This window comes from Pseudomonas sp. UYIF39 (assembly GCF_029963765.1).
Taxonomy (GTDB): Bacteria; Pseudomonadota; Gammaproteobacteria; order Pseudomonadales; family Pseudomonadaceae; genus Aquipseudomonas.
The window spans coordinates 46,995-62,235 of record NZ_JALBYU010000024.1; the positions used below are offsets into that span (position 1 = coordinate 46,995).

Consider the following 15,241-nt stretch of genomic DNA (forward strand, 5'->3'; position numbering starts at 1 on the left):
ATTATTGGAATGGTCAGGAAAATCACTTGCCGCCACTGCCCGCAACGCTTTCGCCGCCACGGGTCAGGTAATAAGCGCCGAGGATCGGCAGCATGGTCACCATCATCACCAGCATCGCGACGACGTTGGTCACCGGCACGTCCCGTGGGCGGCTGAGCTGGTTCAACAGCCACAGCGGCAGGGTGCGTTCATGGCCGGCGGTGAAGGTTGTGACGATGATTTCGTCGAACGACAGGGCAAACGCCAACATGCCGCCGGCCAGCAACGCCGAGCCGAGGTTCGGCAGGACGATGTAGCGGAAGGTCTGCCAGCCGTCGGCGCCGAGGTCCATCGAGGCCTCGATCAAACTGTGCGAAGTGCGGCGCAACCGGGCGATGACATTGTTGTAGACGATCACCACACAGAAGGTCGCGTGACCGACGATGATGGTGAACATCCCCGGTTCGATGCCCAGCGTCTTGAAGGTCGCCAGCAAGGCGATACCGGTAATGATCCCCGGCAAGGCAATCGGCAGGATCAGCATCAGTGAGATGCCTTGCTTGCCGAAGAAATCCCGGCGGTACAACGCCGCCGATGCCAGCGTGCCGAGGACCATCGCAATCAACGTCGCGACGGAAGCGATTTGCAGCGATAGCTTGATCGCTTCCAGCACGTCGGGACGCGAGAACGCCACGCCGATCCACTTCAGGGTGAAGCCCTTGGGCGGAAAACTGAACGCTGCGTCTTCGGTGTTGAAGGCGTACAGGAAGATGATCAGGATCGGAAAGTGCAAAAACACCAACCCACCCCAGGCGGCGATGCGCAGGCCCAAGGATGCTTTCTCAGAGTGCATCGAAGGCCCCCAGTCGTTTCACGATAGTCAGGTAAATGGCGATCAACACAATCGGCACCAGCGTGAAGGCCGCGGCCATCGGCATGTTGCCGATCGCGCCTTGCTGGGCGTACACCATGCTGCCGACGAAGTAGCCCGGCGGGCCCACCAGTTGCGGCACGATGAAATCGCCCAGGGTCAGCGAAAAGGTGAAGATCGAACCGGCCGCGATGCCCGGAATCGACAGTGGAAGAGTCACTTGCATGAAGGTCTGGCGCGGCGTGGCGCCGAGGTCGGCCGAGGCTTGCAGCAAGGACGGCGGCAGACGTTCAAGCGAGGCCTGAATGGGCAGGATCATGAACGGCAGCCAGATGTAGACGAACACCATGAAGCGCCCCAGGTGCGAGGTCGACAAGGTGCTGCCGCCGACGCCCGGAATGCCCAAAACGAACTGCAAAACCGGCTCCAGACCCAGGTGTTGAACGAACCACTGCGCCACGCCGCCCTTGGCCAGCAACAAGGTCCAGGCATACGCCTTGACGATGTAACTGGCCCACATCGGCATCATCACCGCGATGTAGAAAAACGCCTTGGTTTTGCCGGTGGTGTAGCGCGCCATGTAATAGGCAATCGGGAACGCGACGATGGCGCTGGCGATCGACACGACGACGGCCATGCTCAAGGTGCGCAGGATGATGTCGAAGTTCGATGGCTGGAACAGGGCAGCGAAGTTAGCCAGGGTCAGGTCAGGCGTGACCGCCATGGTGAAGTCGTCGAAGGTGTAGAAGCCTTGCCACAGCAGCACCAGCAGCGAGCCGAGGTAGATCGCGCCGAACCACAGCAGCGGCGGTACCAGCAGCATCGTCAGGTACAAGTTCGGCCGGCGATACAGCAGGTTGGAAAACCTGCGCAATGGCGAGCCGCCGGTCGGGGTTTGAGGGAGAGCCACGCTGTTCATCTCACACCCCACCGACGACGGTGTCGTGCAGCGGAATCATTGCTTCCCGTGCCCAGCGCGCGCTGATGCGTTGCCCGGTCTGATGTTGCGCGCTGACGTCCAGCCACTGGACGTTGGCCTGGCTGATGTTCAGGGTCTGGCCGTTTTCCAGTTTCACTTCATAGCGCGTGGCGCTGCCCTGGTACTGAATGTCATGGAGCAAACCGCTGACTTCAATTTCATGGCTGGCCAGCGGCCCTTCGGCGAAACGTACATGTTCCGGGCGAATCGAGAACGGCTGTGGATTGCCGCTCAATTGTTTCGCCAGATCGCCGCGAATCACGTTGGAGGTGCCGACGAATTCCGCCACAAAGGATGTAGTCGGTTTCATGTAGAGGTTGCGCGGAGTGTCGACCTGTTCGATGCGCCCTTTGTTGAACACCGCCACACGATCGGACATCGACAGCGCTTCTGTCTGGTCGTGGGTAACAAAAATGAAAGTGATGCCGAGCTGGCGTTGCAGCTTCTTCAGCTCACTCTGCATTTGCTCGCGCAGCTTCAAGTCGAGCGCACCCAACGGTTCGTCGAGCAGCAGCACGCGAGGGCGATTGACCAGGGCGCGGGCCAGGGCGACACGCTGGCGCTGACCACCGGACAGCTGCACCGGTTTGCGCTCGCCGTAGCCGCCGAGGGCGACCATGTCGAGGGCTTCTTCGGCGCGCTTCTGGCGTTCGGACTTGCCGACGCCTTTGACCTTCAAACCGTAAGCGACGTTGTCGAGTACGTTCATGTGCGGGAACAACGCGTAATCCTGGAACACGGTGTTCACGTCACGCTGATACGGCGGCAGCCCGGCGGCTTCTTCGCCGTGAATACGGATAGAGCCTGCACTCGGTTGTTCGAAACCGGCGATCAGGCGCAGGCAGGTGGTTTTGCCCGAACCGGAAGGGCCCAGCATGGAAAAGAACTCGCCGTCCTGGATATCGATGGAAACCCGGTCAACGGCCTTCACTTCGCCGAACTGACGGGAAACGTTGGTGAACTGGACTGCAAGCGTCATGGTGCGGTGCTCCAAAAAGGCGAGGGCCGTCACAGCGGCCCTGCCTGGACGTCTGAAAAACTGAAACTTAATGAACAGCGTCGTAGCAGCTGTCGAGGTACGAGGCTGCGTCGGGCTGCGCAGCGGCCCTGGGGGCGGTCCTGCGGACACGCAACGCAGCCTCGTGCCTCGGCAGCTGCTACAGGGGGCTTAGCGACCGCCCATGATCGCGATGTAGTCCTGGGTCCAGCGGCTGTACGGCACAAACTTGCCGCCTTCAGCCTGCGGGGTTTTCCAGAAGGCCAGGTTGGCGAACTGAGCGTAACCGTTGGCTGCACAGCCTTCGGCGCCGAGCAATTCACTGGCCTTGCAACCTTCAGGCACTGCGGGCAGTGCGCCGAACCAGGCCGATACGTCACCTTGTACTTTCGGCTGCAGCGACCAGTCCATCCACTTGTAGGCACAGTTGGGGTGCTTGGCTTCGGCGTGCAACATGGTGGTGTCGGCCCAACCCGTTGCACCTTCCTTTGGAATAACCGAGGCCACTGGCTGCTTGTCGGCCACCAGGCCATTGACCATGTAGCCCCAAGTGCTGGATGCCACCACGCCTTCGTTCTTGATGTCACTCATCTGCACGGTCGCGTCATGCCAGTAGCGGTGGATCAAGGGCTGTTGCTTGCGAAGCAGGTCTAGCGCCGCTTTGTACTGGACTTCGTTGAGCTGGTACGGGTCTTTGATGCCCAGTTCTGGCTGTTTCGATTTGAGATAAAGCGCCGCATCGGCGATGTAGATCGGGCCGTCGTAGGCCTGGACCCGGCCCTTGTTGGACTTGCCGTCCGGCAGGGTTTGTTCCTCGAACACCACGCTCCAGCTGTCCGGGGCGGTTTTGAAGACATTGGTGTTGTACATCAACACGTTCGGGCCCCACTGGTACGGGGTGCCGTAGGTTTGCTTATTGACGACGTACCAAGGGCCATCCTTGAGGCGAGGGTCAATGTTCTTCCAGTTCGGGATCAACGCCGTATTGATCGGCTGCACACGCTTGCCGACGATCAGTCGCAGGGAAGCATCGCCCGACGCCGTCACCAGGTCGTAACCACCCTTGGCCATCAGGCTGACCATCTCATCGGATGTGGCGGCGGTTTTCACATTGACCTTGCAGCCGGTTTCCTTCTCGAAACCGGTGACCCAGTCGTAGGCCTTGTCGCTTTCGCCACGTTCGATGTAGCCAGGCCAGGCCACGATATCCAGCTGACCTTCGCCTGCGCCAACGGCTTTCAGCGGTTCGGCGGCCTGGATACTGGCACTGGCCAGCAGCGCGGTGGTGATTGCACTGAGCAGTGCGGTCTTGTGCACGAACATGGGGTTTCCCTCTTCTTTAATTATGGTCGGGGCAGTTTTGAACGTGGTGAAGCATGCCGTTAGCGGCTTGTTATAAGCGTAGTCAGAGATGCTGGCCGTGGCGGGCCATGATGTGCCGCACCACGCTGTAGTCCTGAAGCGAATCGCTGGATAAGTCTTTGCCGTAGCCCGAACGCTTCAGGCCGCCGTGGGGCATCTCGCTGACCAGCATGAAATGGCTGTTGATCCAGGTGCAGCCGTACTGCAAGCGCGCCGCGACCTGCATCGCCTTGTCCAGGTTCTGGGTCCAGACCGAGGAGGCGAGGCCGTATTCCGAGTCGTTGGCCCAGTCCACGGCTTGTTCGAGCTGATCGAAACGGGTCACGGTGACCACCGGCCCAAACACTTCGCGCTGGACGATTTCATCGCCTTGCTTGCAACCGGCCAGCAGCGTCGGCTGGTAATAGAAGCCGGCGCCGGAATGCACCGCCGCGCCGGTCACTCGTTCGATGTGCGGCTGGCCGAGGGCGCGCTCGACGAAACTGGCCACGCGGTCGCGTTGGCGGGTGCTGATCAGCGGGCCGATCTCGTTGTCGGCGTCGCGTTTGCCGGCGAAGCGCAAACTGCTGACCGCCGCGCCGAGTTCGGCCACCAAGCGGTCATGAATCCCGGCCTGTGCATAAATTCGGCAGGCCGCGGTGCAATCCTGGCCGGCGTTGTAATAGCCGTAAGTGCGCACGCCTTCGACCACGGCTTGAATGTCGGCATCGTTGCAGACGATCACCGGGGCCTTGCCGCCGAGTTCGAGGTGAGTGCGTTTGAGGGTTTTTGCTGCGGCTTGGAGGATTTTTTGCCCGGTGACGATATCGCCAGTCAACGACACCATGCGCACTTTAGGATGACTGACCAAGTGGCTGCCGACGCCTTCACCGCCGCCGCAAATGATGTTGATCACACCGCGCGGCAGGATCTCAGCCAGCGCGGGCGCCAGGGCCAGAATCGACAGCGGCGTGTGCTCGGACGGTTTGAACACCAGCGTGTTGCCAGCGGCCAGGGCCGGGGCGATTTTCCACGCGGCCATCATGATCGGGTAGTTCCACGGCGCAATCGACGCCACCACGCCAATCGGATCGCGTCGGACCATGCTGGTGTAGCCCGGCAGGTATTCGCCGCTGAGCTGGCCAGTCTGGCAGCGCACGGCGCCGGCAAAGAAGCGGAACACATCGACCGTGGCGCTCAAGTCATCCTGACGCGCCAGGTGCAACGGCTTGCCGCAGTTCAGCGATTCGAGACGGGCGAGGAGGTCGGCTTGTTTTTCGATGGCGTTGGCGATGTCCAGCAACAGGTTCGAGCGTTGCTGCGGCGTGGTCCGCGACCAACCGGCAAAGGCGCGGTGGGCGGCGAGGATCGCGGCTTCGACTTGCTCGGTACTGGCTTCGGCGATGTGGGTCAGCACTTCACCGGTGGCCGGGTTGAGGATCGGTTCGACAAACCCCTGGCCCGCGACCAATTCGCCATCGATCAACAACGCGGTAAACAACGGGGTCTGCGCGCCAGCCATTTTTCGGGTTCTCTTTTCTTGTGTGGCCATGCTGCTCCCTGTGACTGGGGCCCGGCCGTCTTATAGATGCAGCAAGACTAGTGCTCAGACCCGAGGTCGACAAATTCTAAATACTGAAGGTGGCGTTCGATTAAATAGATGGCTTGCGTCCGCCGTGGGGTTGCTCGCGGGCGACGGTCAGGAACGGGTCCACCAGCACAGGGCGCGCGGTGCCACGACGCCAAGCCAGGCCGACGTCGAGGGTCTGGCTCAGGTCCGCGATCGGGCGGGCTTCGATGATGTCGCCCTCCAGTGACCACGGGCGGTAAGTCATGTCTGGCTGGATCGACACGCCCAATCCCGCTGCCACCAGGCTTCGCACGGCCTCCGTCGACGCCGTTCTTAAGGTGATGCGCGGTTGCAGCGAAGCCGCCGCCCACATGCGTTGCGCGTTGCGATCCATTTCATCGACGTTCAACTGAATCAGCGGTTCGCGGGCCACGTCGGCGAGGTTGATGCTGTCGTGTTCCAGCAGCGGATGCTGGGCCGGCAGCCATAACCGATGGGGCGAGTGGGTCAGCACTTCGGTCTGCAAGGCGTGGCGGTCCTCGAGGTTGGAGAGGATCAGTACGCCTACATCGATCTCGCCGCTGACCAGCAAATGCTCGATGTAAGGGCGCTCGTCCTCCATCACCCGGATCTCGACATTGGGGTAGGCGCGCTGGAAACGAGTAAGTAGATCCGCAAGGTAGTAACCGGCCACCAGGCTGGTCACGCCGATGATCAACTGCCCGGCGACCTGATCGGTGCTCTGTTGCAGGCTGCGTTTGGCGTTATCCACCGTCGCCAGAATCAGGTGCGCCTGGCGTAGGAATTGGTGGCCCTGGTGGGTCAGCGTCATGCCCTTGGCGTGACGGTTGAACAGGCCGACGCCGATTTCCTGCTCCAGTTGCTGGATAGCCAGGGTCAAGGTGGACTGAGAAATGAACGCGGTTTGCGCAGCGGCGGAGATGGAGCCGGTCTCGGCCACGGCGATGAAGTGACGGATCTGACGCAAGGTCATCATGGAGAAAGTACCCGGTGGGCGGTTTTTATAGATTTGCTTGAGTGTATATCCATTTTTCTGAAGGGCCATGGTCGGCTGAGCGGCGCTGTGCAACATCTCGAAGCACTCTCGCCCCCGAATGCCGGGCACTTTCGAACTAGGCTGGTGGCCTTATTGATCCGGTTAACCCCTTTTAGGAGGCGGCAAATGAACACGCGTGGATTGCTCGATCAGCTACTCAAGTCCGGTCAGGACATGTTGCAGAACAAGGCTGGCGGCTCACAAAACAAGACCTCCGGCGGTGGTTTGGGCGGATTGCTCGGCGGCAGCGGCGGTTCGGGTGGCCTCGGCAGTTTGCTGTCGGGCGCAGGCGGCGGGGCGTTGGCGGCGGGTGCCATGGGCTTGCTGCTGGGCAGCAAGAAAGGGCGCAATGTCGGGGGCAAGGTCCTGACTTACGGCGGCCTCGCCGCATTGGGCGTGATTGCCTACAAGGCGTATGGCAACTGGCAGGCTCAGCAGGGCACCGCACCGAAGACTGAACCGCAAACCCTCGATCGCTTGCCGGCAGAGCAAGTCGAACTGCACAGCCAGGCGATTCTCAAAGCGCTGGTGGCCGCCGCTAAAGCCGATGGCCATGTCGATGAGCGTGAACGTGCGCTGATAGAAGGCGAATTCACCAAACTCGACAACGATCAGGAATTGCAGCAGTGGCTGCATGCCGAACTCAGCAAACCGCTCGACCCGACAGAAGTTGCCCGCGCCGCGAGCACGCCGGAAATGGCTGCGGAGATGTACATCGCCAGTGTGATGTTGGTGGATGAAGAGAGCTTCATGGAGAAGTCCTACCTGGATGAATTGGCGCGTCAGCTCAAGCTTGAGCCGGGGCTTAAGGCTGAGCTGGAAAAGCAGGTTCGCCAAGTGTCTGTGTAAGTCATCAGGCCGCCTTCGCGGGCAAGTCGTATCGCGAAGGCGCCTTCAGCCGCGCTACATGCTCCCTACAGGGCCAATTCCGGCTGTTTTTGCCGGGTATGAGAAGTGGCGCGCAACGCTTTCCAGATTTAACCCCGCCCTCGGCTATACTCGGCAGCATTTGAAATGCCCCCCGAGGACTGACTGTGAAGAACTGGACGTTGCGCCAACGCATCTTGGCGAGCTTTGCGGTGATTATCGCCATCATGTTGCTGATGGTCGTCGTGTCGTATTCCCGTTTACTGTCGATTGAGTCCAGTGAGAACGTTCTGCGCTCGGACAGTGTTCCCGGGATTCACTACAGCTCCCTGATTCGCGGTGCCTGGGTCGATGATTACGTGCTGACCCAGCAGCTGATCGGGCTGGGGGGCGGTCGAGGCCTGACCCAGGCTGACAAGGATCTGTACAAGGGTATTGAGGAAAGGCTGCAACGCTCGATGGCCAGCTACCGGAGTACCATCTTCGAGAAAGATGATCAGGTAAGATTCGAGGAGTTTGAAAAGCTGCACGGTCAATATGACAAGCTGCTCGAAGCGGTACTCGATGCCTACCAGAATAAGGACTTCGCACAGGCCCGTCGCATATTCACCGAAGAGCTGACCCCGGCATGGGCCGTCGGCCGCAAACAGCTGGACGAGCTCATTGAATTCAACAGGGAAGCGACTGAGGCGGCCACTGACTCGATCATTTCATCGGTAGCAGCGGCGAAGCTGATCATGGCCATTTCGTTGCTGGTCGCGGTCATTAGTGCTGGGTTGTGTGGTCTTTTGTTGATGCGCGCAATCATGGCGCCGATGAACCGTATCGTCGGAATTCTCGAAGTCATGCGTACCGGTGATCTCAGCAACCGCTTGAATCTGGCGCGCAAGGACGAATTCGGCGCCGTGGAAACCGGCTTCAACGACATGATGGCCGAGCTGACGTCCCTGGTGTCCCAGGCCCAGCGTTCCTCGGTGCAGGTCACCACTTCGGTGACCGAGATCGCGGCCACCTCCAAGCAACAGCAAGCGACCGCCACCGAAACCGCCGCCACCACCACCGAAATCGGCGCGACGTCCCGTGAGATTGCGGCCACTTCGCGGGATCTGGTGCGCACGATGATTGAAGTGTCCACCGCCGCCGATCAGGCCTCGGTGCTCGCCGGTTCCGGGCAGCAAGGCCTGGCGCGGATGGAAGAGACCATGCACTCGGTGATGGGCGCGGCCGAACTGGTCAACGCCAAACTGGCGATCCTCAATGAGAAGGCCGGCAACATCAACCAAGTGGTGGTGACCATCGTCAAAGTCGCCGACCAGACCAATCTCCTGTCGCTCAACGCGGCGATTGAGGCCGAAAAGGCCGGTGAATACGGCCGCGGTTTTGCCGTGGTCGCCACCGAAGTGCGGCGTCTGGCGGACCAGACTGCCGTCGCCACGTACGACATCGAGCAGATGGTGCGCGAGATCCAGTCGGCGGTGTCGGCCGGGGTGATGGGCATGGACAAGTTCTCTGAAGAAGTGCGCCGTGGGATGTCCGAAGTGCAGCAAATCGGCGAGCAGTTGTCGCAGATCATCCATCAGGTTCAGGCATTGGCGCCGCGGGTGTTGATGGTCAACGAAGGCATGCAGGCCCAGGCCACGGGCGCGGAGCAGATCAACCACGCGCTGGTGCAGTTGGGCGATGCCAGCAGCCAGACCGTCGAGTCCCTGCGCCAGGCCAGTTTCGCCATCGATGAGCTGAGCCAGGTGGCCGTAGGGCTGCGCAGCGGCGTTTCGCGATTCAAAGTCTGATGAGCGAACCCACGGCCAAACGCATCGCCGTGAAGCCGGCGCTGCAATCATTGTTTCTGGTGTTCCGCATCGGCAACGAGCGTTATGCCTTGCAGGCTATCGAGGTGGCGGAAGTGCTGCCGCGTCTGCCGTTGAAACCGATTCCCCGCGCGCCGGACTGGGTCGCCGGGGTATTCGCCTACCGCGGCGCGGTGGTGCCGGTGATCGATCTCAGTGCGCTGACGTTCGGCCAACCGGCCCAGGCCCGCACCAGCACGCGCCTGGTGCTGGTCAATTACCGTCCGGATGAAACCGCTGAGGCGCAATTGCTCGGACTGATTCTGGAACAGGCCACCGATACCTTGCGCTGCAACCCGGCGGATTTTCAGCCCTATGGCCTGGACAATCGTCAGGCGCCGTACCTCGGGCCGGTACGAGAAGATGCCCAGGGTTTGCTGCAATGGGTGCGGGTTGCCGACTTGCTCGATGATCAGGTTCGTGCGCTGCTGTTTCCGTCGCAGCCTCTGAACCTGGCGCTGCTTGAGGAGCGGCCATGAGCAGCGATCAGCGGTTTTTCGATTTCCTCAAAGAGCGCATCGGTCTCGACGTGACCTCGGTGGGCCCGGCGATCATCGAGCGTGCGGTGCGCCAGCGCAGCACGGCATCCAACGCGCTGACGGCCGATGAGTACTGGCACACCTTGCAGGGTTCGCAGGACGAGCAGCAGGCGCTGATCGAAGCGGTGATTGTCCCCGAGACCTGGTTTTTCCGTTACCCGGAATCCTTCGCCACGTTGGCGAAACTGGCCACCCAACGCCTGAGCGACATCAACAATATGCGTGCGCTGAGAATTCTCAGCCTGCCGTGTTCCACCGGTGAAGAACCGTATTCCATCGCCATGGCGTTGCTCGATGCCGGGTTACAGCCGCACCAGTTCAAGGTCGAAGGCATGGACGTCAGTCCGTTGTCGGTGGAAACAGCCCGGCACGCGCTGTACGGCAAGAATTCGTTTCGGGGTCAGGACATCGCCTTTCGCGACCGGCATTTCACCGCCGAAGGCGAGGGCTATCGCCTCAGCGGGCGAGTGCTCGAACAAGTGCGTTTGCAGGTCGGCAATCTGCTGGCTCCGGCGTTGCTGGCCAACGAGCCGCCTTATGACTTTGTGTTTTGCCGTAACCTGCTGATCTATTTCGATCAGCCGACCCAGCAGCAAGTGTTCGAAGTGCTCAAGCGTTTGACCCATGTGGATGGCGTGCTGTTTATCGGCCCCGCCGAGGGCAGTATGCTCGGCCGTTTTGGCATGCGTTCGATCGGCATCCCGCAGTCCTTTGCGTTCAGTCGTCAAAGCGCACCTGAGCCGGAGCATTTCCCGACGTTCATACCGACGCCTCTGCCCGTGCGCCAACCGGTGCGCAGCGTGACACCGCCGCCCGTTCTCAGTCGGCCCTTCGCAACGGTAGCGCCGCTACCTGTCGTGACGAAAGTCGCCAACCCGGACACCGCCGCGCTGCTGGCGAACATCGCCGCGCTGGCCAACGAAGGCAAAAGTGCCGAGGCCCGCGCCGCATGCGATAGCTATTTGCGCAGTCACGAGCCAGTGGCCCAGGTCTTCTACTGGCTGGGTTTGCTCAGCGATGTCGCCGGTAGAGTCCTTGAGGCTCAGGGTTTTTATCGCAAGGCGTTGTACCTCGACCCGCAACATCCCGACGCGTTGATGCACCTGGCGGCGTTGCTGCAATCCTTGGGCGACACGGCGGGAGCCAGACGATTGCAGGACCGCGCCGCCCGCAGCGAGCGCGCCGCTGACAGTGAGCGCAAACGATGAACGCCGTCGACACCTTTAGCCTCACCCATGAAGATGCCCAGGCCATCGACGACTGCTGGAACCGCATCGGTATCCACGGCGATAAGTCCTGCCCGCTGCTGAGCGATCACATTCACTGCCGCAATTGCGCGGTGTATTCGGCCGCTGCAACGCGATTGCTTGACCGCTACGCGTTGCAGCAGGAAGACCGCGGGCAAGTCTCCACGGCAGTCGAGAGCGAGGTGAAAACCCGTTCGCTGTTGATGTTCCGTCTCGGCGAAGAATGGCTGGGCCTGGCCACCCGCAGCCTGGTGGAAGTGGCGCCGCTACAAGCCATACATTCCTTGCCGCATCAGCGCTCCCGGGCCTTGCTCGGCGTGGCGAATGTGCGCGGCGCGTTGGTGGCGTGCCTGTCGCTGGTGGAATTGCTGGGGCTCGACGGCGCCAGCAGCGTGGCGTCCGGCGCGCGGGTCATGCCGCGAATGCTGATCATCGCCGCCCACGGCGGACCGGTGGTGGTACCGGTGGATGAGGTGGACGGGATTCACGCCATCGACGAAAGCATCCTCGAGGCGGCGTCCCGCTCCGGCACGCAGGCCAGCGCCAAATACACCTGTGGCGTGTTGCAATTCCAAGGTCGCAGCCTGCGGTGGCTGGATGAAGAACAGCTGCTGTCCGCCGTGACCCGGAGCCTTACATGACCCCCGAGCAAATGCGCGACGCCTCTTTGCTGGAACTGTTCAGTCTGGAAGCCGAGGCCCAGACGCTGGTGCTGAGCGCAGGTCTTCTAGCGCTGGAGCGCGACCCGACCCAGGCCGATCACCTTGAATCGTGCATGCGCGCGGCGCACTCGCTCAAGGGCGCGGCGCGGATTGTCGGCGTCGATGCCGGGGTCAGCGTCGCGCATGTGATGGAAGATTGCCTGGTCAGTGCCCAGGAAGGGCGCCTGCACCTGCGGCCCGAGCACATCGATGCCTTGCTGCAAGGCACCGATTTGCTGATGCGCATTGCGACGCCGGGCAACAACCCTGAACTGGCGGAAATCGAGGCCTATGTGGTGTTGATGGCGCTGTTGCTTGATCCGATGGCGGCGCCCGCGCCGGTCACTGCGCCTGTGGCCCCAGTGATGGCGGAACTTCAGCTCGAACCACCGACGCCCAAGGTCGAGACGCCCATCCCGGTCGCCGAACTGCAACCCGCAGAGCTGCCGCGCAAGGCCAAACGCACCACCGAAAACGGCGAGCGGGTACTGCGAGTCACGGCCGAACGCCTGAACAGCCTGCTTGACCTGTCGAGCAAGTCCCTGGTGGAAACCCTGCGGCTCAAACCGCACTTGGCCACCATGCAACGCCTCAAGCGTATGCAGAACAACGGCCTGCGGGCCCTGGAAAACCTCAACGTCCACCTCAAGGAACATGCCTTGAGTCTGGAAGCACAGGAAGCCCTCGAAGTCGCTCGTCGGCTACTGGCTGAGTCTCAGCAATTGCTGGTGGAAAAGAACGCCGAACTGGATGAGTTCGCCTGGCAGGCCAGTCAACGGGCGCAAGTGTTGTACGACACCGCGCTGGCCTGCCGCATGCGGCCGTTTGCCGATGTGTTGGCCGGGCAAGAGCGCATGGTCCGTGACCTCGGTCGCAGCCTCGGCAAGCAGGTGCGGCTGGAGATCGAGGGCGAGAAAACCCAGGTCGACCGCGACGTGCTGGAGAAACTTGAAGCGCCGCTGACTCACCTGCTGCGCAATGCCGTGGATCACGGCATCGAATCCCCGGAGCAACGGCTATTGGCGGGTAAACCCGCTGAAGGCCTGATCCGTTTGCGCGCTTCCCATCAGGCCGGTTTGCTGGTGCTGGAGCTGAGCGATGACGGCAATGGCGTCGATCTGGAAAAGGTTCGCCGCAGCATCATCGAGCGCCAATTGTCCCCGGCCGAAACCGCCGCGCAATTGAGTCAAGAAGAGCTGCTGACCTTCCTGTTTCTTCCGGGGTTCAGCCTGCGCGACGCGGTCACCGAAGTCTCCGGGCGCGGTGTCGGGCTGGATGTGGTTCAGCACATGGTCCGCCAGGTGCGTGGCGCGGTCGTGCTGGAGCAGGTGGCGGGCGAGGGCAGTCGCTTCCATCTTGAAGTGCCGCTGACCCTGTCGGTGGTGCGCAGTCTGGTGGTGGAAGTCGGTGACGAGGCGTATGCCTTTCCGCTGGCCCACATCGAACGGATGTGCGACCTGGAGCCGGCGGACATTGTCCAGGTCGAAGGCCGTCAGCATTTCTGGCACGAAGGCCGGCATGTCGGGCTGGTCGCGGCCAGTCAGCTGTTGCAGCGTCCGGCGAGCCAGAACAGTCAGCAAACCCTCAAAGTGGTGGTGATTCGCGAGCGTGAGGCGATTTACGGCGTGGCGGTCGAGCGTTTTATCGGCGAGCGGACGTTGGTCGTTTTGCCGCTGGACGAGCGTCTGGGCAAGGTGCAGGACATTTCCGCCGGGGCCTTGCTCGACGATGGTTCGGTGGTGCTGATCGTCGACGTCGAAGACATGCTGCGTTCGGTGGACAAACTGCTCAATACCGGGCGTCTTGAGCGCATTGCCCGTCAAGGCAGCCAGGCGGTTGAAGCAGCTCGAAAACGGATTCTGGTGGTCGACGATTCGCTGACCGTGCGTGAGCTGCAACGCAAGTTGTTACTCAATCGCGGCTACGACGTGGCGGTGGCGGTGGACGGAATGGACGGCTGGAACGCCTTGCGATCGGAGGATTTCGATCTGCTGATCACTGACATCGATATGCCCCGCATGGATGGCATCGAACTGGTGTCTTTATTGCGTCGGGACAATCGCCTGCAATCCCTTCCGGTTATGGTGGTGTCTTACAAGGATCGTGAAGAGGACCGTCGTCGTGGACTGGACGCTGGAGCTGACTATTATCTAGCCAAAGCCAGTTTTCATGACGACGCCCTGCTTGACGCGGTGGTTGAGCTCATTGGAGGAGCACGTGCATGAAAATAGCGATCGTCAACGACATGCCCATGGCGGTGGAGGCCCTGCGCCGCGCCCTGGCCTTCGATCCGGCGCACGAGGTGGTCTGGGTCGCCAGTAATGGGGCCGAGGCGGTGCAGCGTTGCGCTGAAAAAACGCCTGATCTGATCCTGATGGACCTGATCATGCCGGTGATGGATGGCGTGGAGGCGACCCGGCGGATCATGGCCGATACGCCGTGCGCGATCGTTATCGTCACGGTCGACCGTCAGCAGAACGTGCATCGGGTGTTCGAGGCCATGGGCCACGGCGCGCTGGATGTAGTCGATACGCCGGCCATCGGTGCCGGCAATGCCCAAGAGGCCGCGGCCCCGTTACTGCGCAAGATCATGAACGTCGGTTGGCTGATCGGTGACCGGGGCAATCGGGAGCGAACCGCCCCGAGCCCGCTGCGCAGTTCGGCTTCGCGCCAGCGCCTGATCGCCATTGGCTCATCGGCAGGTGGGCCGGCCGCGCTGGAAGTATTGCTCAAGGGGTTGCCGGTAGATTTTTCGCCCGCCATCGTACTGGTGCAGCATGTTGACCAGGTGTTCGCCGCCGGCATGGCCGAATGGCTTAGCAGCGCCAGCGGCCTGAACGTGCGCCTGGCCCAGGAAGGTGAGCCTCCGCAGGCCGGCGCGGTGCTGCTGGCGGGCACCAACCACCATATTCGCTTGTTGAAAAACGGTACGCTGGCCTACACCGCCGAACCGATCAACGAGATCTACCGGCCCTCGATCGATGTGTTCTTCGAGAGCGTGGCCAATTACTGGAACGGCGATGCCGTAGGTGTTTTGCTCACCGGCATGGGACGCGATGGCGCACAGGGGCTTAAACTCATGCGCCAACAGGGCTACCTGACCATCGCTCAGGATCAGAACAGCAGTGCGGTATACGGAATGCCGAAGGCGGCAGCGGCCATCGACGCCGCGGTGGAGATTCGCCCACTGGAAAAGATAGCGCCACGATTGCTGGAGATTTTCCCCAAATGACGACTTTTCACAGC

13 protein-coding genes are annotated in these 15,241 nt (G+C 61.5%); 7 read left to right on the forward strand and 6 right to left on the reverse strand.

The genetic code is table 11. The annotated features are described in order from the left end of the window. Positions 1–22: 22 nt before the first annotated feature. The 6 genes from MO767_RS25105 to MO767_RS25130 form a co-directional block, all read right to left on the reverse strand. Positions 23–832 (reverse strand): ABC transporter permease, encoded by an 810-nt coding sequence (locus tag MO767_RS25105; protein WP_282482721.1) that lies wholly within the window; start codon positions 830–832, stop codon positions 23–25. Further along, the gene (locus tag MO767_RS25110; protein ID WP_282482722.1) at positions 822–1,769 is read right to left on the reverse strand and encodes an ABC transporter permease; all 948 of its coding nucleotides are present in this window, start codon (positions 1,767–1,769) and stop codon (positions 822–824) included. The genes MO767_RS25105 and MO767_RS25110 overlap by 11 nt, the downstream gene beginning before the upstream one ends. Before the next feature lies 1 nt (position 1,770). Continuing rightward, positions 1,771–2,808 carry an ABC transporter ATP-binding protein gene (locus MO767_RS25115; RefSeq protein ID WP_282482723.1) on the reverse strand — a complete coding sequence of 346 codons (1,038 nt, stop codon included), beginning with the start codon at positions 2,806–2,808 and terminating at the stop codon, positions 1,771–1,773. A gap of 189 nt (positions 2,809–2,997) precedes the next feature. Further along, positions 2,998–4,149 (reverse strand): putative ABC transporter substrate-binding protein YdcS, encoded by a 1,152-nt coding sequence (gene ydcS, locus MO767_RS25120; protein ID WP_282482724.1) that lies wholly within the window; start codon positions 4,147–4,149, stop codon positions 2,998–3,000. Positions 4,150–4,231: 82 nt separating this feature from the next. Further along, the gene (locus MO767_RS25125) at positions 4,232–5,719 is read right to left on the reverse strand and encodes a gamma-aminobutyraldehyde dehydrogenase (RefSeq protein WP_282482725.1); all 1,488 of its coding nucleotides are present in this window, start codon (positions 5,717–5,719) and stop codon (positions 4,232–4,234) included. A gap of 100 nt (positions 5,720–5,819) precedes the next feature. Continuing rightward, positions 5,820–6,734, reverse strand: coding sequence for a LysR family transcriptional regulator (locus tag MO767_RS25130; protein WP_149631243.1), 915 nt, complete (start codon positions 6,732–6,734; stop codon positions 5,820–5,822). 186 nt (positions 6,735–6,920) lie between these two features. Between MO767_RS25130 and MO767_RS25135 the strand changes: the two genes are divergently transcribed. The 7 genes from MO767_RS25135 (at position 6,921) to MO767_RS25165 (ending at position 15,227) form a co-directional block, all read left to right on the forward strand. Continuing rightward, the gene (locus MO767_RS25135; protein ID WP_282482726.1) at positions 6,921–7,643 is read left to right on the forward strand and encodes a tellurite resistance TerB family protein; all 723 of its coding nucleotides are present in this window, start codon (positions 6,921–6,923) and stop codon (positions 7,641–7,643) included. Between the two features lie 185 nt (positions 7,644–7,828). After that, positions 7,829–9,451 carry a methyl-accepting chemotaxis protein gene (locus tag MO767_RS25140; RefSeq protein WP_282482727.1) on the forward strand — a complete coding sequence of 541 codons (1,623 nt, stop codon included), beginning with the start codon at positions 7,829–7,831 and terminating at the stop codon, positions 9,449–9,451. Next, positions 9,451–9,987, forward strand: a complete 537-nt coding sequence (locus MO767_RS25145; protein ID WP_282482728.1) for a chemotaxis protein CheW — start codon at positions 9,451–9,453, stop codon at positions 9,985–9,987. Before MO767_RS25140 ends, MO767_RS25145 begins: the two co-directional genes overlap by 1 nt. Continuing rightward, entirely contained in the window at positions 9,984–11,255 is a 1,272-nt protein-coding gene (locus MO767_RS25150) for a CheR family methyltransferase (protein ID WP_282482729.1), read from the forward strand. The genes MO767_RS25145 and MO767_RS25150 overlap by 4 nt, the downstream gene beginning before the upstream one ends. After that, complete coding sequence (locus tag MO767_RS25155) at positions 11,252–11,935, forward strand: chemotaxis protein CheW (protein WP_282482730.1); 684 nt, start codon at positions 11,252–11,254, stop codon at positions 11,933–11,935. The genes MO767_RS25150 and MO767_RS25155 overlap by 4 nt, the downstream gene beginning before the upstream one ends. Then, positions 11,932–14,220 carry a hybrid sensor histidine kinase/response regulator gene (locus MO767_RS25160; RefSeq protein WP_282482731.1) on the forward strand — a complete coding sequence of 763 codons (2,289 nt, stop codon included), beginning with the start codon at positions 11,932–11,934 and terminating at the stop codon, positions 14,218–14,220. Before MO767_RS25155 ends, MO767_RS25160 begins: the two co-directional genes overlap by 4 nt. Further along, positions 14,217–15,227: a chemotaxis response regulator protein-glutamate methylesterase gene (locus tag MO767_RS25165; protein ID WP_282482732.1), complete on the forward strand. Its 1,011-nt coding sequence runs from the start codon at positions 14,217–14,219 to the stop codon at positions 15,225–15,227. The genes MO767_RS25160 and MO767_RS25165 overlap by 4 nt, the downstream gene beginning before the upstream one ends. Positions 15,228–15,241: the final 14 nt, after the last annotated feature.

What these genes read in the sequence shown, in the direction of transcription:
- MO767_RS25105 (WP_282482721.1), bottom strand. Translation starts at nt 832, where the DNA reads ATGCACTCTGAGAAAGCATCCTTGGGCCTGCGCATCGCCGCCTGGGGT.
- MO767_RS25110 (WP_282482722.1), bottom strand. Translation starts at nt 1,769, where the DNA reads ATGAACAGCGTGGCTCTCCCTCAAACCCCGACCGGCGGCTCGCCATTG.
- MO767_RS25115 (WP_282482723.1), bottom strand. Translation starts at nt 2,808, where the DNA reads ATGACGCTTGCAGTCCAGTTCACCAACGTTTCCCGTCAGTTCGGCGAA.
- ydcS (WP_282482724.1), bottom strand. Translation starts at nt 4,149, where the DNA reads ATGTTCGTGCACAAGACCGCACTGCTCAGTGCAATCACCACCGCGCTG.
- MO767_RS25125 (WP_282482725.1), bottom strand. Translation starts at nt 5,719, where the DNA reads ATGGCCACACAAGAAAAGAGAACCCGAAAAATGGCTGGCGCGCAGACC.
- MO767_RS25130 (WP_149631243.1), bottom strand. Translation starts at nt 6,734, where the DNA reads ATGATGACCTTGCGTCAGATCCGTCACTTCATCGCCGTGGCCGAGACC.
- MO767_RS25135 (WP_282482726.1), top strand. Translation starts at nt 6,921, where the DNA reads ATGAACACGCGTGGATTGCTCGATCAGCTACTCAAGTCCGGTCAGGAC.
- MO767_RS25145 (WP_282482728.1), top strand. Translation starts at nt 9,451, where the DNA reads ATGAGCGAACCCACGGCCAAACGCATCGCCGTGAAGCCGGCGCTGCAA.
- MO767_RS25150 (WP_282482729.1), top strand. Translation starts at nt 9,984, where the DNA reads ATGAGCAGCGATCAGCGGTTTTTCGATTTCCTCAAAGAGCGCATCGGT.
- MO767_RS25155 (WP_282482730.1), top strand. Translation starts at nt 11,252, where the DNA reads ATGAACGCCGTCGACACCTTTAGCCTCACCCATGAAGATGCCCAGGCC.
- MO767_RS25160 (WP_282482731.1), top strand. Translation starts at nt 11,932, where the DNA reads ATGACCCCCGAGCAAATGCGCGACGCCTCTTTGCTGGAACTGTTCAGT.
- MO767_RS25165 (WP_282482732.1), top strand. Translation starts at nt 14,217, where the DNA reads ATGAAAATAGCGATCGTCAACGACATGCCCATGGCGGTGGAGGCCCTG.